The organism is Roseiflexus sp., assembly GCF_057785375.1.
Genome location: NZ_JBYNRX010000079.1, coordinates 48,848 through 70,259 on the forward strand (window position 1 = coordinate 48,848; position 21,412 = coordinate 70,259).

Genomic DNA, 21,412 nt, shown 5'->3' on the forward strand with positions numbered 1-21,412 from the left:
GGGGGGCGCCACATTACCGGAGCACATCAGACAGTTTCCGCACCTCGAACCCCATCGCTGCAAATCGATCCAGAATCTCCGGCAATGCGCCGGCGGTTGCGTCGCTGCCGCAGTGCGCCAGAATGATCGCGCCGCGCAGGTCGTCCGGGCTGAGTTTTCGGGTCACCCGCTCGACGAGAAACTCCGGCGTCTTCGGTTCACCGACCGAATCCAGGCTGTCCAGCGTCCAGTAAACCGGCAGGTACCCTTCCGCCAGCGCGACACGCAGCACCCGCTCATTGTATGCACCGTAAGGAGGGCGGAAGAAGGGGCGCGTCGTCGCTCCCGGCGCAATCTCCTGCAGAATCGCCTCGGTTTCGTTCAATTCGCGGCGGATGGCGTCATCGTCGAGCGTCGTCAGGTCGGGATGGTTCACTGTGTGGTTGGCGAGTTCGTGCCCGTCCGCCACCATCTGACGCACCAGATCGGGATTGGCGCGCATCCAGCGTCCGGTAAGGAAGAAGGTGATCGTTATGCCGCGCTCGCGCAGCGCCGCCAGAATGCGCGGCGTCGGCGCCGCGCCGGCGCCCGCGTCGAGGGTCAGCGCGATCCAGGGGCGCTCCGTGCCGCCGCGCTGTACCAGCAGCGCTTCACCCGCGTCAGTGGGCGCGAGCAATGGCACAACCAGTTCCCTTCCGGCACGCGGCGGCGCATCGAGCCGGTTGTATGCTTCGATAAGCGCCACAGTGCTGCTATAGCGTTCCGCGATCTGCGCGAGCGTCTCACCCGCAACTACTCGATGCCCTGCATAGCCGACAACGCGCGGCGGGGGCAGGGGCGTGGCTGTGGGCAGCGACTCGGATGTTGGCGGCGGGAGCGTAACGGTGGGGGCAGGAGACGCGGTTGGCGGTGATGGCGGCGCGGTCGGCACGGTGGCAGTCAGCCCGGCTGACACGATAGCGGTCGGCGCCGTTGTGGAAAGTGGCGTAGGCGACTCGAGCGCCAGCGGCGGCGCAGGGCGGCGCATCAGGTCGTTGAGGAACCAACCAAGCGCGATCCCTGTCAACAGGGTCAGTAGAATGAGCGGGAGACTGGTGCTGCGCTGTTCCATACCATCCACCAGTGTCTGATCTTCTCACGAAGATCGACGGATGTTTGCGCGTAGAAGTTCCCGAAACTCATCGATGGCTTTCTGATCGGCAAAGGCGCGTTTTGGCACAACCGAATACGCCCAACGGCCATGGATCAAGACGAACACACGGTCACTTTCTACAAACGACTGATAACGATCCCAGGTTCTGCTGACCCGTTCCTTTCCGAAGCGAAAATGGACACCCTGCCGGTCGAAGACAGTCTCAATCGGCTGGCGCAATGCTGGACTGCTGCGGAACGTGGACCAGACCAGCAATAACGGCACAGGATCGAACCAGGTGAACAGCCCAAGCGCCAGCAGCAGCAACGCCGCCGCTTGCACTCCCGCAGTAAATGCAATCCAGACAGCAGTGAAGATGGCGACAATCGCAACGAACTTGTAGAACAGATGCTTGCGCGTCGAACGCTGATAGAGCCGACAGGCATGCAGTTGTTCATCGAGTGTGTGGGTGTACTGCAACGTCATACGTTGTGCGTTTACTGGCGTGGCGGCTGTCATGGGATGATCAACTCCTGTCCAATCCGCAAGTTGTCGGCAGCGGCAGGCGTCAGATTGTTGGCGCGCAGGAGCGCTTCGACGGTCACGCCGTTGCGTTCTGCGATCGTGCGCAGCGTGTCTCCCGGTTGTACCACATACCGCCGTGGACCCGCCTGTGGTACGGGGGTGGCGGTCGGTTCCAGCGTCGCGGTCGGTTCCGGCGTCGCGGTCGGTTCCGGCGTCGCAGTCGGCTCGGCAGTCGGTTCCGGCGTCGCGGTCGGCTCAGCGGTCGGTTCCGGCGTCGCAGTCGGCTCAGCGGTCGGTTCCGGCGTCGCGGTCGGCTCGGCGGTTGGCGCCACTGGTGTGGCGGTGATCTCTTCTGGCGATAGAACGTCGGTTGGCTGCAGCGCAGGCGCTTCGGCGGGAGCGGCAATCGGCTGCATAACGGTCAGATCGGCGATGCGCAGGCTCGATATATTGCTGCGCGCCAGGGCAAAGACTGTACCAAAAGCCGCGCCAAAGATGACGACCGCTAGCGTGAGGCGCACCCGCTCATCGAGGCGTTGCCGCGTCAGGCGCAGCGCAACAGCGCCGATCAGCGGCAACAGGAGCGCAGTCAGAAGGAGTATGATCAGCATCCACTGCGACATAGCCGGGTCACCGTTCTTGCAGACGCACGATGGTAACGCCGTCGCCACCTTCCGTTGCACTGGCGCTGCTGAACGATGCAACCAGTTTATGCTGCTGAAGAAATTCGCGCACCGCCTGCCGCAGTGCGCCGGTGCCTTTGCCGTGAATGATGCGCACCCACGGTAATCCAGCGAGATAGGCATCGTTCAGGTAGTGATCGAGCCGGTCACGCACATCGGCAGCCCGCCAACCGCGCATGTCGAGCTCAAGTGAGACGTCACGCGGCGCAGGGATCGACGTGCCACGCGATTCGTATGCGGGGCGGACAGGCGGACCCTCTTGCCCGTCGCTCCGCTTTTCGCGCGTCAGTTCGGCAAGATCGGCCTGCATCCGGAACCCGCCAACCTGCACCTCGGCAGTTTGCTCTTCTTCGTCGATCGAGAGGATCTCGCCGGTCAACCCGACAGAACGCACCCGCACGACATCGCCGGGGCGCAGCGGGCGCGGACCCTGCTCAACGACGGTCATCGTCGTGCGTTCGGCAGGTTTGCCTGGCGGGGTTTCGGGAAGGCTGGCGCGCGTCTCCTGCAGTCGCCGTTCCGCCTCCTCGAGCCACTGGCGCGAGACCGACACCGAACGAAACTCATCGCGCAAGCGCCGCACCTCGCTGCGTGCCTGACGTAACTCCGCTTCGATCTCATCGCGTGCAGATTGCCAGGCCTCGTTGCGCCGCGCCTCGAACTCACGCAACTCGGCAGCAAGTCGTTCCCGATACTTCTCGGCATCGATGCGCACCTCCGTCGCACGCTGCAATTCTGCCGCAGCAGCATCGCGTTCGCGATGGATGCCCGCCAACAGATCCTCGACCTGCACATCCTGGCGCGCCATGCTGGCGCGGGCACGCTCGATCAATGCCGGCGACAGCCCCAACCGCGCAGCGATTGCCAGCGCATTCGAGCGCCCAGGCAAACCGATGGTCAGTTTGTAGGTGGGCGCGAGGGTCTCGACATCGAACTCGACCGATGCGTTTTCGACGCCGGGTGTGGCGTAGGCAAACGATTTCAACTCGGCGTAGTGCGTGGTGGCGACGCCGAGCACGCCGAGTTCGAGCAAACGCTCGATAATGGCACGCGCCAGCGCCGACCCCTCCACCGGATCGGTGCCCGCGCCCAGTTCATCGAGCAACACCAGCGCCGGCAGGCGGTCGGCGGGGGCTGATCCCGGCGAGGCATCGGTATCGATTGCGCGCCCGTTGGTCAAACGCTCCGTCTCCGATACGTCGGCGCGCTCCGCATCCGGTTCACCCTCCAGTGCGCGCAGGATGCGAATGATGTTCGTCATATGCGACGAAAACGTCGAGAGGCTCTGCTCGATGCTCTGCTCATCGCCGATGTCGGCGAATATCTGCCGGAACACCGGCAGGCGCGAGGGCTGAGACGCAGGAATGTGCATTCCGGCTTGCGCCATCAACGCCAGCAGGCCGGTCGTCTTGAGGGCGACCGTTTTGCCGCCAGTATTAGGACCGGTGATCAATAGGATGCGAAACGGACCGCCGAGGCGCATAGCGATCGGCACGACGTGCTGCGGCTCGATCAGCGGATGGCGCGCGGCGGTCAGCAGCAGAAACGGCTCATCAGGCGGAGGCGCATCGACAATGTCCGGCATGACGCAGCGCATCATGACGGCATACCGTGCCATGGCAAACGCCAGATCGAGGGTTGCCAGCGCCTCGACACCGGTAACGATCGCGTCGGCGTGATCGCCGACCTGCGTCGAGAGTTCCGCCAGAATGCGTTCGACTTCTTCGTGCTCAGCGAGTTGCAATTCGCGCCAGGTATTGTTGAGATCGACGACGGTCAACGGCTCGATATACAGTGTGGCGCCACTTGCCGATTGGTCATGCACCAGTCCGCGCACAGTGCGTCGGTGTGTGGCTTTCACCGGAATGACATAGCGCCCGTTGCGTACTGTAATGATCGGCTCTTGCAGCGCATCGCCGTGGGACATGATCAGATTGTGGAGCTTTTCCTGCAGGCGGTTGAATGCAGTGCGCACCTCGGCGCGCAGCCGCGCCAGTTTCGGGCTTGCGCTATCGAGCACCTGGCCATCGTCACCGATCGCGCGTGTAATCGCATCTTCGATCTCCGGCAGGAGCGGCAGATCGGCGGCGATCTTGCGGAGGAGCGGGAACATGGCCGGGTCGAGTTTCAGCAATGTTGTGCGCAGACGCCGTGCACTTGCAAGGGTAGCGACAATCTCGAGGAGCGTCGCCGCATCGCACACCCCGCCGCGCCGAGCCAGACCGGCCGCAGGGCGCACATCACGCGCACCGCCGATAGTGAGATCGGGCATCTCGTCGAGCAAACGACGCGCCTCATCGGTCAGGCGCAGGCGACGGCGCACATCGACCGGATCGACCGACGGCGCCAGAGTCAGCGCCAGGTCGCGCGACACCGAGAACGCCGTGGAGCGCGCAAGTTGCTGGCGAACTTTGGGAAACTCAAGGGTTTCGAGCGTCTGGAGGGCGATAGCCACAGGAAGGACCTCAACAACGCAGGCAGGAGGGCGCTGCCTGAGTGATTATCGAATGAGAAAGATGATCTCGGTTTCGCGCGGCAGGATGGGCTTCACCGACTGATAGATCAGCGGCAGAATATTATTGGCGAAGAACTGCACGAGCACCGAGCCGCGCACCCCGCTCTGTATCGCCTTGACAATCGGAAACGTCACCGTCCCTGCCGTATCGCGAAACACAAACAGTTGCTCGAGCAGAATGGCAAGCATGCCCAGGAACAATGCTCCCAGCACCAGACCAAGGAGTGTGCCGACGATTTTATCGATGAAGTCGAGACTGGCCGGCATCGTGGCGTAGCGAAACGTGTACAGCCCGGCAGTGGTGATCAACAGGAATGCAACCAGCAGGATGACGCCGAACGCGACGATCTGTGCCACATCGAACGATGTGCCGAAGCGTTCACGAAAGAAACGCCCAAGCGCCTGGAAGTAGAGACTTGCCAGGATGATGCTGACATAGAATGAAACAATCGCAATCGCCAGCCGGATCGTACCCTGAAAGAACCCCAGGGCAAGCCCGCCAAGCACGCCAAGCAAAAACAGAATGTCGATCAGATTCAATGCGCCCTCCTATCCGTTATCCGACGGCGCAGGACGTATTATAGCATATCGACGCGCGATGCTTCTCGTATGTCAACACAGTGCGGTCGGGAGCGAACGGCACGCGATGTTCCGCCGAAATGCAAACCCCACTGTGCGGTCAGTGGGGTTTGCCGGTGTGCCGCCCTGATTGTGGAGCGGGAGACGGGATTCGAACCCGCAGCCCTCTGCTTGGGAAGCAGATGCGCTACCGTTGCGCCACTCCCGCGTACACTGATACTGTAGCAGTTTCGGCGACTTCTGTCAAGATCGCCATGCGCGCTTGGGTCAGGGGGAGTAGTCCATGAGCCGGGAAAAATAGTTCTTAAGTCCCGGATCATAGGCAAAAGTTGACGTTCCGTGTACAATATGCATCAGAAAGGATCTATGCTCGCATTGACTGCGAGGTGCGTTTGGCGGATGGAGCAGGGAAGCGCGATCGTGCATAGTGTGATACCATGCTCACGAATGTTGACATGCGAGCATGAAGAGATGACATTGTGCCAGGCACAACGATAGTCTGAACGGTATGGGTGCGCCTGACCACAGCATCGAATCAAGAAATCCCAGCCGCGTAGCGCAGGCGCTGCTGCCGCTCAAACTGACTCTCCCGCCCCTGCGCGAGGGAGTTCTCCTTCGACCCGATCTGCAGGCGTTGCTGGCGGAAGTGCGGTTGCAACCGCTCACCCTCGTGATAGCGCCAGCCGGATATGGGAAAACGACGTTGATCGCGCAATGGGCGCAGGAGTTGGGGCGTACTGCTGCGCCGGTCGCCTGGTTGACCCTCGATGCCGGCGAACGCGACTCGGCATTGTTTCTGGCGTACCTGGTTCGTGCGTTTCAGACGGCATTTCCCGCCATCGGACAGGATGCAGTGCGGGTGTTGTCGAGCGCCGCGAATCTCGAACGCGACTGGCCGCTGGTCGCCGGGGCGCTGTGCAGCGATTTGCAGCGGTATGTGTTGTCGGCAGCCTTTCTGTTCCTTGATGATCTGCATCAGGTGATCGACGCGACGGTCATCGGGCAGATTCTTGGCTATCTGCTGCGCGCCGCGCCGCCTTCTCTGCATATCGTGATTGCCTCACGACGCGAGTTGCATATCCCGCCGCTGGCGCGCCTGCGCACGGAAGGTCGTATTGTCGAGGTGCGTCAATCCGATCTCTATCTGTCTCCAGAGCAGGCGCGCCAGTTACTGGCGATCCAGGGCGTGACACTCTCGGATGAGGAGCTGACGACGCTGCTGGCGCGTACCGAGGGATGGGCGCTGAGTTTGCAGCTTGCTGCCCGGGTGCTCGCCGAACAGCCGGTTGAGCGCCGCAGTGAGTTCGTGGCTGCATTAGGCGGTGGAAGCGAGCAGTTGCTGGCGTATCTGGCAGCAGAGGTGCTCGCCGATCTTCCTGCCGATGTGCTGGAGTTTCTTCGCCTTGCTGCGCTTCCGCCACATTTCGACGCCGACCTGCTGGCAGAGGCGCTGTTGCGTGAGGATGTCCCATACCTGTTGCGCCGTATTCGCTCACTGGGTCTGCCGCTGACACCGATCGATCCGCAAAGTGATCGCTTACGCTTCCATCCGCTCTGGCGCGAATTGCTGCTGCGTGATATTCACGAGATGGTAGACGACGAAACCCTTGCCGCCTTCCATCGCCGCTTCGGGCGGCAGTTCGAGCTGCGCGGCGAACTCGAGGAAGCGCTCGATCATTATGCCCGCGCCAACAGCATCGATGATCTCGAACGCGCCCTGCTCGAACACGCCTGGCCCCTGCTCAATTCACCACGTCGGAGTACTGTGCGGCGCTGGATTGAACAGATACCGGCGGAGCGACGCGATGCCAACCCCGAATTGTTGTATATGTGGGGATACAGCCAGATCGTCGCCAATCCGCCATTTGCGGCGCAGATTATCGAACGGGCTGCCGATCTGTTCCGCCGGGCGGAGGCGCCGGCACGCGAGTTGCGCGCGTACTCCGATCTTGCAGCGCTGCTCTTCTGGCAGGCGCGCCCGACCGATTTCGCCGCCGTGTGCGTGCGCGCCATCCGCGCCGCCAACCAGGCGCGTGATGCCTGGTCGCGTGGCGCCGCGCTGACGTGCGCTGCTGCGATGCTCTCTATTCGCGGGCGTCTCCCGGCTGCGCTTCGCGTTGCCCACCATGCGGCCGCTCATCCGCTCAATCCGGCGTGGCACTGGTTGCTGGCGATGATTGTCACGTCGATCCACAATCAGCTGGGCCGTCCCGCCGATGCGCTGGCAGTGGTCGATGAAGCGCTCCAGTTGCAGCAGATCGACAGCAACGACCGCATGCGACAGAATCTCCTGCGTCAGCGGGCGATGGCGCTCTATCTCCTTGGCCAGCACGCCGAGGCGCTTGCCCTGGCGCTCGATGCTCATCGCTACCTGCTGGACTACTACCGCGACGGCACGGCCGGCGTGAGCGCAGCGCAACTGGCGTTGCTCCTCTCACTGCAGGGGCGTCTCGATGAAGCGGCGATCTACATTGCGCAGGCGCGCGCCGCCTTTCACGACCTTGGCGCGCTGGCGCCGCTCGCGTCGCTGCAAGCCATCGAACTGTACAACACACTGCGGCGCGGTCAGGCGGCGCGCGCCGCCACCGCCGCCACTGCGTTTGTACGCCGTCTCGATGAAGTGGAAGGCATGGCGCCCGATCTGCGTCTGCGTCTTCTGCTCGCAATTGTGCTTGGCGAGGCGGGTGAGGATCGGCAGGCGCTCGACCTGCTGAAAACGACCGTTCAACAGATGCAGCATCGTGGTTATCGGCTGTTTCTGGCGTCTGCCTGCCTCTATGGCGCATACCTTGCCGGGCGCTGCGGCGCTGCGGCGCTGCGCGATGGATGGCTCCGCACCGGATGGTCGGTTGCCGGCGAGGACCGCTGCCGTTTCCTGCCCATGATGCCCGCCGCAGCCCTGAAAGATGTGGCGGTGGCTGCATTGCGCGCCGGGATAGGGGGGGACGTGCTTGGGCGCATCCTGCCCCTTCATCTCGGCGATGAGACTGTGGACCTCTTGCAAGACGCATTGGGGGACTCGTCGCCGGAGGTGCGTGCGCAGGCGGCGCGGCTGCTTGGTGAAACCGGCACGGCGGTCGCTTATCCGGCATTACGGGCGTTGCTCAAGGATCGCAATCCGGCAGTGCGCCAGATCGCTGAAGAAGCACTCAACCGCCTGGTGTATCGCCCACCCTACGTGTTACGCATTCGTATGCTTGGCGCCTTCACCGTCTGGCGAGGCGATCACGAGATCCGCGACCGTGAATGGCGCAGCAGTAAAGCGCGTCAGTTGTTGCAGTTGCTGCTGACGGAACGGGGACGGGCGCTGCCGCGCGAACGGGTGGTTGAGGCGCTCTGGCCCGACATGGAGATCGATGCGGCGATCAATAATTTGCGCGTTACGATCAACCGGCTGAGCAAAGCGCTCGAGCCGGATCGACCCGATGGCGCCCCTTCCGCCTATCTGGTGCAGCAGGGCGAAACGTATGCCTTCAACACCGCGAGCGACCATCGGATTGATGTTGTGGAATTCGTCGATGCCATTGACGAAGGACGACGCGCGGATCAGCGCGGTCAGCGCGCCGCAGCGATCGCTGCCTATCGACGCGCCATCCGGTTGTATGGCGGTCCCTACCTGCCGGACAATATGTACGAAGACTGGACGGTTGTCGAACGTGAACGGCTGGCGCTGGCGTTTATCGAGGCGGCGCTGCGATTGGGCGCGTTGCTCCTCGAAGAGGGCGCTGTTCACGAGGCGATTGGTCTGGGATGGCGCGTGATCGAGATCGATCAGACCCAGGAAGAAGCCTATCGCCTGCTGATGCGCGCGCATGCTGCGCTTGGCGAGCGCAGCACGGCGCTGCGGCTGTATTCGCGGTGCGTCACGGTATTGCAGAATGAATTGGGCATTACGCCATTGCCCAAAACGACTGCGCTCTATCACGCGCTGCGCGACCTGCGGTGAGAGATGACTGTCACTTCTGAGGCGGCAGGTCGTCGGGAGATGCGTTGCGTTCCTGGAGGCGTTCGCAACGATAGCGGATGAACGTCAGCGCTTCCTGCAAGGTGCGAAACATTCGCTCATCACCGCTGCCGATGTGCTGCACTCGACCATGCCACATTTCCGGGTCCGTCTGGTCATCTTGAAAGACCAGACGCAGTAAAAAAGCCTCTGTACGCCGCTGGCTCATTCCACTATCCTCCTCGTTGCATCCAACGACGATGCAACAGTGATCAGGCATCAGTGTGTCGAACACAGTCTATCGGAGCGGTATTACCATTCTATTACCGCCGCGCAATGCCGGTGACGACGTTCATCACATAGGCGACACTGATGTTATCGCCGGGACGAGGATCGGGATAGGCGTTTTCCACGCCGATGCGGGCACGACGCATCTGGTCGGGCGTATCGGTGTGGGCGAAGATGATGTCGTAGAAGCGGGTTCCGTGGATGTCGATCCGCTGGATATGATGCAGAACGGCATCTTTCCTGCCGGACATAATCATCGCTCAACGTCCTTTCGGCTACTCGGGCCATCCGCCGACGCCTTCGCGCTCCACATGGTAGCCGGAGGCGAGCAGGTGCTGAATGACCTGCTGTCCGTGCGCTTCATCGCGCACTTCGAGCACCAATTCGATGCCTACCCGGTCGAGCGGCGCCAGCCAGACGGCGCGGCGATGAAAAATATCAATAACATTCGCGCCTGACTCGGCCACGCGCGTGAGGAGCGGCGCCAGGTTGCCAGGGCGATCTTCGAGGGTTAATTTGAGCAGCACGTAGCGCCCCTGCCGCACAGCCACCTGTTCGAGCACACGGGTCAAGAGGTTGCTGTCGATGTTGCCGCCACACAGGGGCACGCACACCGTCTCTCCGGCGCGGGGCGTCACCTGTCTACTGATCAATGCCGCCAGTCCGGCGGCGCCGGCGCCTTCGACCACCAGATGGTCGTGCTGAACGGCGTGCGCAATGGCGCGCGCGATGGAGTCATCATCGACGGTCACCACATCATCGACCAGATTGCGAATGATCGGAAGGGTCAATGCTCCCGGTCGCTTCACGGCAATGCCGTCGGCAATCGTGTGCGCGCTGGAGACGGCGACAGGTTGCCCGGCGGCGAGTGAGCGCGGTACCGGCGCGCAACCGGCGGCCTGAACGCCGATGATCCGCACGTGGGGCAGGATGGCCTTGAGCGCCAGCGCAATCCCGCTGATCAGACCGCCGCCGCCGATTGGGACGATAATCAGGCTCAGATCGGGCAACGCCTCGGCGATTTCCAGACCAAGCGTGCCCTGCCCGGTAATCACGTGTTCGTGGTCGAACGCCGGTACATACGCCATGCCGCGTTCCAATTCGAGACGTCGAGCGTACATTTGAGCATCGTCAAAGGTTATGCCATGCAGGATGACCTCTGCGCCGAGGCGTCGAGTAGCCATGATTTTCGTCAACGGCGCGCGCTCAGGCATCACAATCGTTGCGGGCAACCCGAGCAACCGCGCTGCCAGCGCAACCCCCTGCGCATGGTTGCCCGCCGACGGCGCAATAACCCCCGCTTGCCTCACGGCATCGGGCAGGCGGCTGATCATTGTGTATGCCCCGCGCACCTTGAACGAACCGCTTCGTTGGGTGCATTCCGCTTTGAGCCAGATTGATGCGTTGAGTTCCTGCGAGAGACGCTCATCGGGGAGCAGCGGCGTCTCGATGATAATACCGTGCAACGCTGCACGGGCGGCGCGAATGTCGTCAAGGGTGATCGGCATTCTTCTCCTCGCGTTCATCGTCGAACGACGGTCATCTTCGAACTATTTTGCGTCGGGTTCCAGTTGCTCACGCAAATCGGCGGCGCGCGCCGCAAGCACCTGAAAGCGCAGCGCAAGCGGTTTGTCGCCAGAGTCGCGCGCTGCACTCATGAGAAACCCGGCCACGTCCTGATCGCGCTTGAGCGCCAGGCGGTCGCCGGCAAGGTGATGCTCGGCGATCCGGCGCTCCAGATATTCCAGAATCTGTTCGACGGTCAGCATACATCCCCCTCTCTGATTGCGCCGCATTGTAGCACAATCAGGCGTTAGCGGCGCGCGCGCCGCAGAATCGCATTCAGCTCATCGTACAACGGACTGGCGCGCAACTGAATATCGGTTGCCCGACCAGTGTAGATCAGGTCGGCAAGTTCACGCCCCTGACGCGCCAGGTGCGCACGTCCCTGAACACTGTCACGAAACGCGGTATGCTTCAGGAGCAACGCAGCTTCATTCTGCGGGCGCAGTCGACCGGCGTAGAGCGCGTGGGGAGCGCGCACCGGCAGATTGAGCGCATCGCACCGTTCCAGCAGCGCCTGGTCGCGCTCGTTGCGATACGTCAGGTCGGGCAGAGCGCGACCACGGTACAGGTCGCGATAGTAGGAAGGCGGATAGCGGCCGATGCGCGTCAGCATCTCGTTGATGCGCCCGCGGTGGCGCTCGTCTGGAATGAGCAGATAATCCCAGACGACAAAATCGGCGCCGGCATCGGCGATGGCATTGAGCGTTGCGTGGAGAATCAGGTCGGTGTCGTTGACATACGGCAGAATCGGTATGAGCGCCACTCCGACAGGGATGCTGGCACGTTTGAGGGTTGTGATGGCATCAAGACGCAAGGCCGGGGCTGGCGCTCGATCCTCGATCTTTTCCGCCAGATGCAGGTCGATGGTGAGCAGGGTAAACATCACAATCGCCAGACTGGTCGCGTGGATGCGTTCCAGGATCGCAAGGTCTTCCACAACCGTCGGGCTTTTGGTCAGGATCAGCACCGGTTGCCCATGTTCCGCGAATGCGCGCAACGTCTGGCGTGTCAGGCGATAGGTCAATTCGGCGGGCTGATACGGATCGCTCAGCGCGGTAATTCCAACCAGATCGCCGCGGTCCACTCCATCGAGGTCGCGCTGAACCCGCTCAGGCAGATTGACCGGCACGCGCACCCGCTCGTTCAGCGGACGCTGCTGAACAGCCCAGCCGTCACAGTATGGACAGCCAAACTCACAGCCGCCGTAGATTGCCATCGTGTACGACGAGAGAAAGTACTCGTTGATGATGGGTCGTCGTGGACCGATGACCGGTCCTGTGATCTGCTCTTCGACGTAATACGCCATAAGCCGTGTCTATTATTCGGCGAGCGCCGCGAGCAACTCATCGTGGATGCGACCATTGGATGCGACCAACCGGTCGTTCCACGGATTCCAGGGCGCGCCGCGCCAGTCGGACAGGCGCCCGCCGGCTTCGAGTACGAGCAATGCGCCAGCCGCCGTGTCCCACGGTTTCAGGCGCAGTTCCCAGTGTGCATCGAGGCGTCCTGCCGCCACATATGCCAGATCGAGCGCAGCGGAGCCTGCGCGCCGGACTCCCTGCGTGCGCGCCTGAATGCGGGTAAACTGCCGGGTGTTATTGTCGGCGGTGGTCGCATAATCGTAGGGGAACCCGGTCGATACCAGCGATGCGGCGAGGGTTGGCGTTTCCGAAACGTGCAGGCGCTGCTCGTTGCACCACGCCCCTGCGCCGCGTTCAGCAGCAAACAGTTCGTCGCGCAACGGGTCGAATACAACGCCAAGGATCAGGGTATCGTTCTCCAGGAGAGCGATCGACACCGAGAAGAAGGGAAATCCGTGCGCATAGTTGTTCGTGCCGTCGAGTGGATCGATAAGCCAGAGGAAGGGGGATGCCCGCTCCACACCGCCCCCTTCTTCGGCAAGCAGAGCATGATCAGGGAAGGTGCGGCGGATGGCGGCGACAATCAACTCTTCGCTGGCCCGATCCACTTCGGTCACCACTTCGTAGGCGCTCTTCAATTCCACAGTGCGGCGGCGTGCAAGCCCATCGAGCAGCAATGCGCCGGCGCGTCGTGCGGTTTCGATGGCAAAAGAGAGCATAGGCATCATCGTGTACAATATATCGGGTTGCGTCAATGGAACAGGCAGGACGCTGGCTGCGTCTATCCTGTGAAACTTTCATCGTTCGACTATCGGCGCACCGGCTCACCTTCACATCACCCCAACGCAATGCCTGTCGCCGTCATTGTATCAGGGAGGAAGCAATGCGCAAGTCGATGATAGTATGGGCAGTTGCATCGGCGATCACCCTGGCTGCGTGCAGCGGGACACCCGCTGTCACCCAGCCGACTGCGCCGGCAACCCCGGAACCGACGACGGTCATTATCGATATGCCAACCGTGCCGGTTGGCACACCGTATCCCGCCCCCGCCCTCACGCCCGCTCCGGAAAACGGCGCCTATCCGGCGCCAGGGCAACCGACGCCTGAGCCGACCAGTGAGATCAACGAGGCGACGATGCAGGCAATGAGCGAGCTGGCGCGCCAGAAACTGGCGGAAGAACTGGAGATCTCGGTTGATCAGATAAAGGTTGTCAACGCGGATCCAACGTACTGGAGCGACGCCAGCCTCGGTTGCCCGCAGCCCGGTATGACATACCAGCAGGTCATCACACCAGGATATCGAATTACACTGGTCGTTGGCAGCGATCTCTATTTCTATCATACCGATACGGTGCAGACAGTGGTGCGGTGTCAGCAATAACAGCCGCCCTTGCTTAGTGGAGATGCTCTCCTTCCTCTCCCCCGAACAGGCGCAGCCATTCTTCGACTTCCGAGCGCTCCGCCTGTTCCGGTTTTTCGACATCTGCACGCTGTTGGCGCCGGGGCGGATTCGCACTTCCGAGTAATGTCTGAGCAAATGTGCGGGAGTCGACAACCTTGATGCCACGGACGGCGGCAGCCTGCGCTATCTCACGATCTGCCGTGACGACCGTCCACTGACGCGGACGGGTAACGGCTTTGATCCGCCGGATCAGGTGGGCGTCGGCATCCTGCGGTGAATGCGCAAAAATGCAGGTGACACCGTATCCGTCGAGGCGCTGCGGATGACCGTAGACGCCGTGATCGAACACCACGACGATTGTGCGTCCGCGGCGCTGCGCTGCATATTTCCTCAAGAGCAGAACCAGTTGAGCTTCATCATCGGCATCGGACAGGTGCAGGCCGGGCATCTGTGCGATCAGATTGTGTCCATCGATCAGCAACGGCATCGGCGCACCTCATACGACAGGCGTTACGTGGGGCGCAACCGGCGCCTCCTGGTAAACGTCGTAGCAGGGAGAGCCACATATTTTGGCTTTGGTACGACCCGGAGGATGCGATGGATGCTCAAGACCACGAACGGTACATAACCGGAAATCGGTCGTCTTCACCGGATAACGCGCCACCATTGTCGCATCCGCCTGATGAACTGTATTATCAGCGGCGCAACGGCGCCCTGATCGCAGGAGTGACATTGCTGACGCTTGGACTGGCATAGCTCCTGATTCGATTTGGCGGCGACCTGCGGTACCCTGGCAGTCCAATGCCATTCGATCAAACGGTCGGCGGACGGCGGATCGAGATTGCCGCAGGGAGCGCCGATGTTACCATTATACGCTGGGATCGCCCTGAGTTTCGCGTTCAGGCGCAGCAGGTCGGGTGGTCGATGGGCGGCTTCGATATCGTCGTGCGCGCCGATGGCGACACCGTGCGGGTTTCTCATCAGTCCGGTTGCTGGCTGTTCTGCGGCAGGTTGCATTATCAGATCGCTGCACCCGCTTCAGCGGACGTGAGTGTGACGACGACGAGCGGCGATGTGCGGATAGACGCGATTGACGGCAAGACGACGGTCAACACGACCGGCGGCGATGTCTGGCTCAACAGCGTCGGCGGTTCTCTGGCGGTCGATACAGTCAGCGGCGAGGTCACTCTGCGTAATGGACGGGTCTCAGGCGCGAGAGTCGGGACGAACGGCGGCGATGTTGATCTCAGCGGCGTCAACGGCCCGCTTGCGGTCACAACGATTTCCGGCAGGATCAAGGTGCGCGACGTTACCAGCGGTCCGGTTCTGCTGCAAACCGCAAGCGGGAATATCAGCGTGAATGGGGCGCTCTCCGGCGACCTCGAGGTCACCAGCATCTCTGGCGATGTCAGGATAAAACTCCCGTCGCAGACCGGCTATCGCCTGTTCATCAGAACCTTGAGCGGTGACATTGAGGCGCCTGGCGTACACAAGAAAGATGCACCACGCGAATGGCGCACGACGATCGGCGACGGCGCCTATGCGCTGAACATCGCCACCACGAGTGGAGACGTTCGGATCAAGTAGTCATTGGCTATCCAGAACCGAGCGGGGCAGGCGCTACGCTCACGACAAGCAGCGCCGGCGCGCTTCGCAATGACAGCAGCACAGCGTCATTCGGAACAGACGGTCACGACGGCACAACAATCTGAACGTCGTCCAGATCGGGCCAGGGTTGTTCTTTTCCGGTCCAGTCGCGGGCGCGAGCGCGGAAGGCGTATGCGCCGGGTTCAGCAGGCACGAAGACGGCTTCGCGCCCGGTCGCCTGCACCTGCCAGTCTATCCATTCACCGTCGGGGACACGACGCACCTGCACATCGAACGACGCAATGCCGCTGACGTCATCCTGGCCATCCCAGCGTACCAGAATGCCGCCTTCGGGCAGAAGCGCCGCCTCAGTCACCGAAGCGTCTGGTGATGTCTGATCGCTGCGCGGAATCCACTTGAGCGCATCAAAGTGCACAGCGCGACCATCGACGCCGGTCTGATTGGTCAGCATGACCGACGCGCCCGGACCCATATGAAAGACCCCCAGCGAGACCCATCCGCCGGAAGCTGCCGCTTGATCGACAACGACTTCGGACACAGCGCCGCTATGCGCGACCGAATACCGCGCCTGATTCGTCGGCGTTGGACCGCAGGTTGGAATGAATGCCATCACCTCGTAGAAGCCTTCTCCCGGCAGATCGGGCGACCAGACGGCGCGATGCTGTGAGCGCGCTGTTGCTTGCGGCGTATCGTAACTCCAGGCATGACCGCCGCCAACACCGCAGTCGGCGCGCTGCCAGTTCCGTCCATTCTGGGCAACGTATCCTGGTGCGCTATCATCCACGACAATCGCCTCTGGTTCAACCACCGTGCGATCGGTGATTGAGGGCGCATCACCGCCTGCCACGACGAACGGGTCAGCGCCAAGCCACAAAAACGTCACTTCGACCCAATCGCTATCAGTCATACCGAGATCATCCCAGAACGCGCCATCGGCAATATCAATGCCGTTAGGTTGACGAATACGGCGCCCAAACTCGTCGCGACCGTTGTTGTACCCCTGCTGACGGGCTGCCTGCGCCATCGGCAAACCGACGGGGAGATCGCCATACCGCCGGTTTGGCGCCCAGTAATCGTCGCGCGTGTTCCAGGGACCAACGTCCCATACCGGCAAAACCACGCTGCGATTGCGGTAGGTGACGCGCACCTGATATTCTGAGCCGCCGCGGCTCGAGAGAACGTTCCATGACGGGAGCGCCACGAATCGGTCGCGCGGTTGAATAATGTGCCCATTGGCAGTGCGACGGCCAACGCGCCCCTGGCGTGTGGCGAACACCCGGTATGTTGGAGCGACAGGTGAGGTTGCAAACGAAGCATCTGAAGCGGGAGGCGGCGACGGCTCTTCGGCGTAAGCGCGATCAACAGGCGGAAACGATGTGAAGATAGCGACAAGCGCGGCAACTATCAAAAGGCGTTGAGCTGATAACATCCTTACTCCTGACGTTTAAACGGGCACGCACTGCATACTGTCGAACAGCACGCGAGCATGCTGCGCAGGCTGCCACCAGCGCAGCGCGTCATGCGCAAACCCTGGCACGATACGATAGCGTGCACGAAAGAGTGTCGTACCACCTTCGATATAGGGCGCGATTGTAGCCAGTATTGGAAAATTGTCAAGTTGGCAGGGAGGAGCGCCAGATCAGCGCCTGCGCGCCGATGCATCACCCTCCAACGGCATAACTCTGGTATAATTCAAAAGAGTGCTACGAAAAAGACAGGCATGTGTTCACACTTCTCCTGGGAATGAGGGCATCTTGCCCACGAACACTAATGCAGGCGAGACGCCTGCGCTCCCGGGTGAGCAGGCATATGTACGACGATCTTCCGACACAGTATCAAATCGGCTCTCTTACCATTCAGCCCAATATTGTGCTTGCGCCGATGGTTGGCGTCACCGACAGCATCTTTCGCCGCATGATTCTCAGCCTGGGCGGATGTGGCCTGGTGTGCAGCGAAATGACCAATGCCTCAGCCGTCAGCCCACGCGCGCGCAGCCGCCACCGCCAGCTCGATTATTTGCCGGAAGAGCGCCCGATTGCGATGCAGTTGAGCGGCAACGAGCCGGACCTGGTTGCGGCGGCTGCGCGCGTGGTCGAAGCGTTGGGCGCAGATATTCTCGATCTCAATTGTGGTTGCCCCTCGCCAAAAGTGACCGGCGGCGGGCATGGCTCAGCGCTCCTGCGCGACCTGCCGAAAATGGAACAGTTGCTCAAAGCGGTCTGCAATGCCGTCCAGATTCCGGTCACGCTCAAGTTTCGCGCCGGCTGGGATGAAACGAGCCTGAATTATCTGGATACCGCAAAAATGGCGGAGCAGGCGGGCATTGCGGCGTTGACGCTGCATCCGCGAACACGCGCGCAGGGGTACGGCGGCGTCGCCGACTGGCGCCGTGTCGCTGAAGTCAAGCGTGCCGTGAACATCCCCGTCATTGGATCGGGTGATGTGCGTGATGCCGCCGATGCACTGCGTCGCCTGCGCGAGAGCGCCGCCGACGGCGTCATGATCGGTCGGGCGGCAATGCACAATCCGTGGATCTTTCGTCAGATTGCTCAATTGCGTGCAGGAATGCAGCCGATGGTTGTGACGCCTGGCGACAAGTACGAGTTTCTGATGCGCTACCTGGAGATGTGCTGTGACGATCTGCCGGAGCGCCTTGCGCTGAACAAACTGAAACAGATCATTGGGCAGTTCGGCATCGAGTTGCCGGGGGCCGCAGCATTGCGCAGCGCCATACACCATTCATCCGGCGTCGTTGAGGCGCGCGACCATCTGGAGCGATTCTTCGCGCAGTACGTTGAAGTGGCAGTAACCGGTTGACACTCAAGGCGCCTTGCGGTACCATGCCTCGACGTTGAGCGCTCTGCTACATCGTTGTACGCTGTCTATGCTGAAGGCGATACGAAACAAACGCACGTCTGGCACAGTCCAGGCATCAGTGGTCATGCTGTGCGCTGGAGACACTCATGAACGAACAGGTCGAAGCGTTTCTGCGCCATCTTGCGGATGAACGCAATCTTTCCGCCAATACGATAGCAGCGTATCGCACCGATCTGGAGCAGTTTTGTGCGTTCCTGCACGGAAGGCGTCAATCCGCGTGGTGTGAGGTGACGCACGATGATGTGCTGGCATTTATGATCGATCTTCGTGAACGCCGGTATGCCAGCTCAACCGTTGCGCGCAGGGTCGCTGCGATCAAATCATTCTTCGCCTTCCTGCAAAAGAATGGCGTCGTGCACCACGATCCAACTGAGCGCATCGACTCGCCCAAGGTGGATCGCGACCTGCCGCGGGCGCTGACGCCGCACCAGGTCGATGAACTGCTGGAATTGCCGTTGCGCTCGCCAACGCCGGAACGCATCCGCGACAAGGCGATGCTTGAGTTCATCTACGCCACCGGCGTGCGCGTCAGCGAACTGGTGGCATTGAATGTGAGCGATGTCGATCTCGAGCGTAACGAAGTTCAGTGCATCGGTAAAAATGGGCGAGTGCGCGTTCTGCCGATCTTTGGGTCGGTAGTCACAGCACTGGAGGAATACTTTGATATCAGCCGCAGCCAGCTTGCCCGTGGGAGCGGGGCGTCGAGCGAGGCGCTGTTCCTCAATCATCGCGGCAAGCGCCTGACACGACAGGGCTTCTGGTTGATCCTCAAACAGTATGCCGAGGAATTGGGGCTGAGCGATCTCACGCCTCATATGCTGCGGCATTCGTTTGCAGTGCATATGCTCAATGCCGGAGCCGATCTGCGCAAAGTGCAGGAATTGTTGGGGCACACGTCGATTTCGACGACGCAAATCTATACCCATATCAATCACGCAACGCCGGCGCTCCAACCCGAGCGTGCTGCGCCGCGCGCCAGCGAAGTCAACGGCGTCTTGAGCGATCGGGCGCTTGTCCCGGAAGAAAAGTAAAGCATGCGGCGTTGAACCAGAGGAGTACTCGCATACCCTGCGCTCAGCGAGCCGGGGAGGGTGGAAGCCCGGCGGCAGGAGTGCGGGGAAGGGCGCTGGGGAGCCGCTTCTCCTTCGAGTGACCGCGTTGGGCGCAAGCCGTGTGCGGTAACTGGGGTGGAACCGCGTGTTGCCGTGCAATGCGTCCCCAGGCGACGATGTTCGCCTGGGGTTTTTGTTGAACAGGAGTCGTGAATATGCCAGCAACAACTCTGGATCATTTGGTGTCGCTCTGTAAGCGGCGCGGCTTTGTGTTTCCCAGTTCCGAAATCTATGGCGGACTGCAAGGCGTCTTCGATTGGGGACCGCTCGGCGTCGAACTGAAGAACAATATCATCGCTTCCTGGTGGCGCACGAATGTGTATGAACGCGATGATATGGAGGGGCTGGACGCCGCTATTCTCATGAATCGCCTGACCTGGCGCTACTCCGGGCACGAAGAAACCTTCAACGATCCGCTGGTCGATTGCCGCGACTGCAAAAGTCGCTGGCGCGCCGATCATATCAAAGGGCGCTGCCCAAACTGTGGATCGACCAATCTGACCGAACCGCGACCGTTCAACATGATGTTCAAGACTGCGGTCGGTCCGGTGGCGGATGCCGACTCGTTTGCGTACCTGCGCCCGGAAACCGCTCAGGGCATTTTCGTGAATTTTGGCAATGTGCTGGCGACCAGCAACCGGAAGCTGCCATTCGGAATTGCGCAGGTCGGCAAAGCGTTCCGCAACGAGATCAATCCGCGCAATTTCCTCTTCCGTGTGCGTGAATTTGAGCAGATGGAGATCGAGTATTTCGTTATGCCCGGAACCGAGGACGAATGGCACCAGCGCTGGCTGGAAGACCGGCTCGTCTGGTGGGAGAGCATCGGCGTTCCCCGTGAACGGATCAGGATCTACGATGTGCCTGCCGACGAACTGGCGCATTACTCGAAACGCACGTTTGATCTCATGTACAACTACCCCACCCTGGGGTATGAGGAGGTCGAGGGAATTGCCAGCCGCTCCGACTATGACCTTGGCTCGCATAGTCGTGACCAGGAGATGCTAAACCTGACGGCGCGCGTCAACCCGAACCGCGATAGCGTCGCCAGGTTGACCTACTACGACGCGGAGAGCAAACGGCATATCGTGCCCTTCGTGATCGAGCCGTCAGCCGGGGTTGGACGCTGTTTCCTGGCGGTGCTCGCCGAAGCCTACGACGAGCAGATGGTCAAAGCGCCGCCTTCCGAACGGATCAGCGCAGTGACCGATGCACTCGAAGCGTTCCTCAAATCGGCCGGCAGGAGCGACAAACTGGCCCTCGAAACGCGCGACGCGCTTCTCGAGCGCGGGCAGGCAATCCTGGCAGGCATGCCCGAAACGATGCCGCAGATCGAGACACTTCTGGCAATGCCTGGCGCCGATCAGATCGAGTTGGGGAAGAAACTGCGCGGGCAGGCGCAGGGACCCATCGATGAATACTTCCGCACGGTGCTGCACCTGAAACCGCACCTGGCGCCGATCCGCGTCGCGGTCTTTCCGCTCAAACGCAACCACGAAGGGTTGGTCGCCATGGCGCAGGACCTGCGCCGTTCGATCCAGGCCGGCAGTTTCTTCCGCACCGTGTACGACGACACTGGCGCTATCGGCAAACTCTACCGTCGCCAGGACGAAATCGGCACGCCGTACTGTGTCACCGTCGATTTTCAATCACTCGACGATGGAACGGTGACCGTGCGTGACCGTGATACGATGCAGCAGGTGCGCATGCCAGCGTCCGAGGTCCGGGCATATGTGAGTGGATCGTCGTAGCGGCGCGGTGGCAGTGTGGGGCGCAGCGGCGGCGGTGTGGGCGCGTCGCCGCCGCGCCCCGACGATGTTGCCTGTGCGTGGGGCGGGGCGGCGA

Annotated in this window: 20 protein-coding genes and 1 tRNA gene; 7 read left to right on the forward strand and 14 right to left on the reverse strand. The window is 61.6% G+C overall.

Annotated elements, in window-relative coordinates; all coding sequences use genetic code 11:
• Positions 1 to 13 precede the first annotated feature (13 nt).
• From AC3EA7_RS13995 to AC3EA7_RS14020, 6 genes are all read right to left on the reverse strand, one after another.
• On the reverse strand, positions 14 to 1,090 hold the full coding sequence (locus AC3EA7_RS13995) for a polysaccharide deacetylase family protein (RefSeq protein WP_488614678.1): 1,077 nt from the start codon (positions 1,088 to 1,090) through the stop codon (positions 14 to 16).
• 24 nt (positions 1,091 to 1,114) lie between these two features.
• Positions 1,115 to 1,630, reverse strand: coding sequence for a YcxB family protein (locus AC3EA7_RS14000; RefSeq protein WP_488614679.1), 516 nt, complete (start codon positions 1,628 to 1,630; stop codon positions 1,115 to 1,117).
• Complete coding sequence (locus AC3EA7_RS14005) at positions 1,627 to 2,259, reverse strand: LysM peptidoglycan-binding domain-containing protein (RefSeq protein WP_488614680.1); 633 nt, start codon at positions 2,257 to 2,259, stop codon at positions 1,627 to 1,629. Before AC3EA7_RS14005 ends, AC3EA7_RS14000 begins: the two co-directional genes overlap by 4 nt.
• Positions 2,260 to 2,266: 7 nt before the next feature.
• Positions 2,267 to 4,774: an endonuclease MutS2 gene (locus AC3EA7_RS14010; RefSeq protein ID WP_488614681.1), complete on the reverse strand. Its 2,508-nt coding sequence runs from the start codon at positions 4,772 to 4,774 to the stop codon at positions 2,267 to 2,269.
• A gap of 45 nt (positions 4,775 to 4,819) precedes the next feature.
• Positions 4,820 to 5,374 carry a CvpA family protein gene (locus AC3EA7_RS14015; protein ID WP_488614682.1) on the reverse strand — a complete coding sequence of 185 codons (555 nt, stop codon included), beginning with the start codon at positions 5,372 to 5,374 and terminating at the stop codon, positions 4,820 to 4,822.
• 172 nt (positions 5,375 to 5,546) lie between these two features.
• Positions 5,547 to 5,621: transfer RNA gene (locus tag AC3EA7_RS14020), tRNA-Gly, on the reverse strand.
• Between the two features lie 300 nt (positions 5,622 to 5,921).
• Between AC3EA7_RS14020 and AC3EA7_RS14025 the strand changes: the two genes are divergently transcribed.
• Positions 5,922 to 9,359 (forward strand): BTAD domain-containing putative transcriptional regulator, encoded by a 3,438-nt coding sequence (locus AC3EA7_RS14025; protein WP_488614683.1) that lies wholly within the window; start codon positions 5,922 to 5,924, stop codon positions 9,357 to 9,359.
• Between the two features lie 10 nt (positions 9,360 to 9,369).
• Here the strand turns inward: AC3EA7_RS14025 and AC3EA7_RS14030 are convergent, their stop codons facing one another.
• From AC3EA7_RS14030 to AC3EA7_RS14055, 6 genes are all read right to left on the reverse strand, one after another.
• Positions 9,370 to 9,585 carry a hypothetical protein gene (locus AC3EA7_RS14030; protein ID WP_488614684.1) on the reverse strand — a complete coding sequence of 72 codons (216 nt, stop codon included), beginning with the start codon at positions 9,583 to 9,585 and terminating at the stop codon, positions 9,370 to 9,372.
• Between the two features lie 94 nt (positions 9,586 to 9,679).
• Positions 9,680 to 9,895, reverse strand: a complete 216-nt coding sequence (locus tag AC3EA7_RS14035) for a hypothetical protein (RefSeq protein WP_488614685.1) — start codon at positions 9,893 to 9,895, stop codon at positions 9,680 to 9,682.
• 24 nt (positions 9,896 to 9,919) lie between these two features.
• On the reverse strand, positions 9,920 to 11,152 hold the full coding sequence (ilvA, locus tag AC3EA7_RS14040; RefSeq protein ID WP_488614686.1) for a threonine ammonia-lyase: 1,233 nt from the start codon (positions 11,150 to 11,152) through the stop codon (positions 9,920 to 9,922).
• A gap of 42 nt (positions 11,153 to 11,194) precedes the next feature.
• Positions 11,195 to 11,413, reverse strand: a complete 219-nt coding sequence (locus tag AC3EA7_RS14045) for a hypothetical protein (RefSeq protein WP_488614687.1) — start codon at positions 11,411 to 11,413, stop codon at positions 11,195 to 11,197.
• Between the two features lie 44 nt (positions 11,414 to 11,457).
• Complete coding sequence (locus AC3EA7_RS14050) at positions 11,458 to 12,516, reverse strand: SPL family radical SAM protein (RefSeq protein ID WP_488614688.1); 1,059 nt, start codon at positions 12,514 to 12,516, stop codon at positions 11,458 to 11,460.
• Between the two features lie 12 nt (positions 12,517 to 12,528).
• Positions 12,529 to 13,290: an inositol monophosphatase family protein gene (locus tag AC3EA7_RS14055; RefSeq protein WP_488614689.1), complete on the reverse strand. Its 762-nt coding sequence runs from the start codon at positions 13,288 to 13,290 to the stop codon at positions 12,529 to 12,531.
• A 164-nt stretch (positions 13,291 to 13,454) separates the two neighbouring features.
• Between AC3EA7_RS14055 and AC3EA7_RS14060 the strand changes: the two genes are divergently transcribed.
• Positions 13,455 to 13,952, forward strand: coding sequence for a hypothetical protein (locus tag AC3EA7_RS14060; RefSeq protein WP_488614690.1), 498 nt, complete (start codon positions 13,455 to 13,457; stop codon positions 13,950 to 13,952).
• A 13-nt stretch (positions 13,953 to 13,965) separates the two neighbouring features.
• Here the strand turns inward: AC3EA7_RS14060 and AC3EA7_RS14065 are convergent, their stop codons facing one another.
• The gene (locus AC3EA7_RS14065; protein WP_488614691.1) at positions 13,966 to 14,460 is read right to left on the reverse strand and encodes an NYN domain-containing protein; all 495 of its coding nucleotides are present in this window, start codon (positions 14,458 to 14,460) and stop codon (positions 13,966 to 13,968) included.
• 110 nt (positions 14,461 to 14,570) lie between these two features.
• Between AC3EA7_RS14065 and AC3EA7_RS14070 the strand changes: the two genes are divergently transcribed.
• Together AC3EA7_RS14070 and AC3EA7_RS14075 are read left to right on the forward strand one after the other, a co-directional pair.
• Entirely contained in the window at positions 14,571 to 14,729 is a 159-nt protein-coding gene (locus AC3EA7_RS14070) for a hypothetical protein (protein ID WP_488614692.1), read from the forward strand.
• 45 nt (positions 14,730 to 14,774) lie between these two features.
• Positions 14,775 to 15,560, forward strand: a complete 786-nt coding sequence (locus AC3EA7_RS14075) for a DUF4097 family beta strand repeat-containing protein (protein WP_488614693.1) — start codon at positions 14,775 to 14,777, stop codon at positions 15,558 to 15,560.
• Positions 15,561 to 15,663: 103 nt separating this feature from the next.
• Here the strand turns inward: AC3EA7_RS14075 and AC3EA7_RS14080 are convergent, their stop codons facing one another.
• Positions 15,664 to 17,010: a golvesin C-terminal-like domain-containing protein gene (locus AC3EA7_RS14080; protein WP_488614694.1), complete on the reverse strand. Its 1,347-nt coding sequence runs from the start codon at positions 17,008 to 17,010 to the stop codon at positions 15,664 to 15,666.
• Positions 17,011 to 17,390: 380 nt separating this feature from the next.
• Between AC3EA7_RS14080 and dusB the strand changes: the two genes are divergently transcribed.
• The 3 genes from dusB to AC3EA7_RS14095 all read left to right on the forward strand — a co-directional run bounded on the left by dusB (position 17,391) and on the right by AC3EA7_RS14095 (position 21,318).
• Positions 17,391 to 18,398, forward strand: coding sequence for a tRNA dihydrouridine synthase DusB (dusB, locus tag AC3EA7_RS14085; RefSeq protein ID WP_488614695.1), 1,008 nt, complete (start codon positions 17,391 to 17,393; stop codon positions 18,396 to 18,398).
• Between the two features lie 146 nt (positions 18,399 to 18,544).
• Entirely contained in the window at positions 18,545 to 19,489 is a 945-nt protein-coding gene (xerA, locus tag AC3EA7_RS14090; protein ID WP_488614696.1) for a site-specific tyrosine recombinase/integron integrase, read from the forward strand.
• Between the two features lie 236 nt (positions 19,490 to 19,725).
• Complete coding sequence (locus AC3EA7_RS14095) at positions 19,726 to 21,318, forward strand: glycine--tRNA ligase (protein ID WP_488614697.1); 1,593 nt, start codon at positions 19,726 to 19,728, stop codon at positions 21,316 to 21,318.
• Positions 21,319 to 21,412 lie beyond the last annotated feature (94 nt).

Excerpts from the sequence above, each read along its gene's own strand:
- AC3EA7_RS14025 (WP_488614683.1), top strand. The coding sequence starts at position 5,922 with ATGGGTGCGCCTGACCACAGCATCGAATCAAGAAATCCCAGCCGCGTA.
- AC3EA7_RS14065 (WP_488614691.1), bottom strand. The coding sequence starts at position 14,460 with ATGCCGTTGCTGATCGATGGACACAATCTGATCGCACAGATGCCCGGC.
- dusB (WP_488614695.1), top strand. The coding sequence starts at position 17,391 with ATGTACGACGATCTTCCGACACAGTATCAAATCGGCTCTCTTACCATT.
- AC3EA7_RS14000 (WP_488614679.1), bottom strand. The coding sequence starts at position 1,630 with ATGACAGCCGCCACGCCAGTAAACGCACAACGTATGACGTTGCAGTAC.
- AC3EA7_RS13995 (WP_488614678.1), bottom strand. The coding sequence starts at position 1,090 with ATGGAACAGCGCAGCACCAGTCTCCCGCTCATTCTACTGACCCTGTTG.
- AC3EA7_RS14050 (WP_488614688.1), bottom strand. The coding sequence starts at position 12,516 with ATGGCGTATTACGTCGAAGAGCAGATCACAGGACCGGTCATCGGTCCA.
- ilvA (WP_488614686.1), bottom strand. The coding sequence starts at position 11,152 with ATGCCGATCACCCTTGACGACATTCGCGCCGCCCGTGCAGCGTTGCAC.
- AC3EA7_RS14045 (WP_488614687.1), bottom strand. The coding sequence starts at position 11,413 with ATGCTGACCGTCGAACAGATTCTGGAATATCTGGAGCGCCGGATCGCC.
- AC3EA7_RS14030 (WP_488614684.1), bottom strand. The coding sequence starts at position 9,585 with ATGAGCCAGCGGCGTACAGAGGCTTTTTTACTGCGTCTGGTCTTTCAA.
- AC3EA7_RS14005 (WP_488614680.1), bottom strand. The coding sequence starts at position 2,259 with ATGTCGCAGTGGATGCTGATCATACTCCTTCTGACTGCGCTCCTGTTG.
- AC3EA7_RS14055 (WP_488614689.1), bottom strand. The coding sequence starts at position 13,290 with ATGCTCTCTTTTGCCATCGAAACCGCACGACGCGCCGGCGCATTGCTG.
- AC3EA7_RS14035 (WP_488614685.1), bottom strand. The coding sequence starts at position 9,895 with ATGTCCGGCAGGAAAGATGCCGTTCTGCATCATATCCAGCGGATCGAC.
- xerA (WP_488614696.1), top strand. The coding sequence starts at position 18,545 with ATGAACGAACAGGTCGAAGCGTTTCTGCGCCATCTTGCGGATGAACGC.
- AC3EA7_RS14060 (WP_488614690.1), top strand. The coding sequence starts at position 13,455 with ATGCGCAAGTCGATGATAGTATGGGCAGTTGCATCGGCGATCACCCTG.
- AC3EA7_RS14070 (WP_488614692.1), top strand. The coding sequence starts at position 14,571 with ATGGATGCTCAAGACCACGAACGGTACATAACCGGAAATCGGTCGTCT.
- AC3EA7_RS14075 (WP_488614693.1), top strand. The coding sequence starts at position 14,775 with ATGCCATTCGATCAAACGGTCGGCGGACGGCGGATCGAGATTGCCGCA.
- AC3EA7_RS14095 (WP_488614697.1), top strand. The coding sequence starts at position 19,726 with ATGCCAGCAACAACTCTGGATCATTTGGTGTCGCTCTGTAAGCGGCGC.
- AC3EA7_RS14080 (WP_488614694.1), bottom strand. The coding sequence starts at position 17,010 with ATGTTATCAGCTCAACGCCTTTTGATAGTTGCCGCGCTTGTCGCTATC.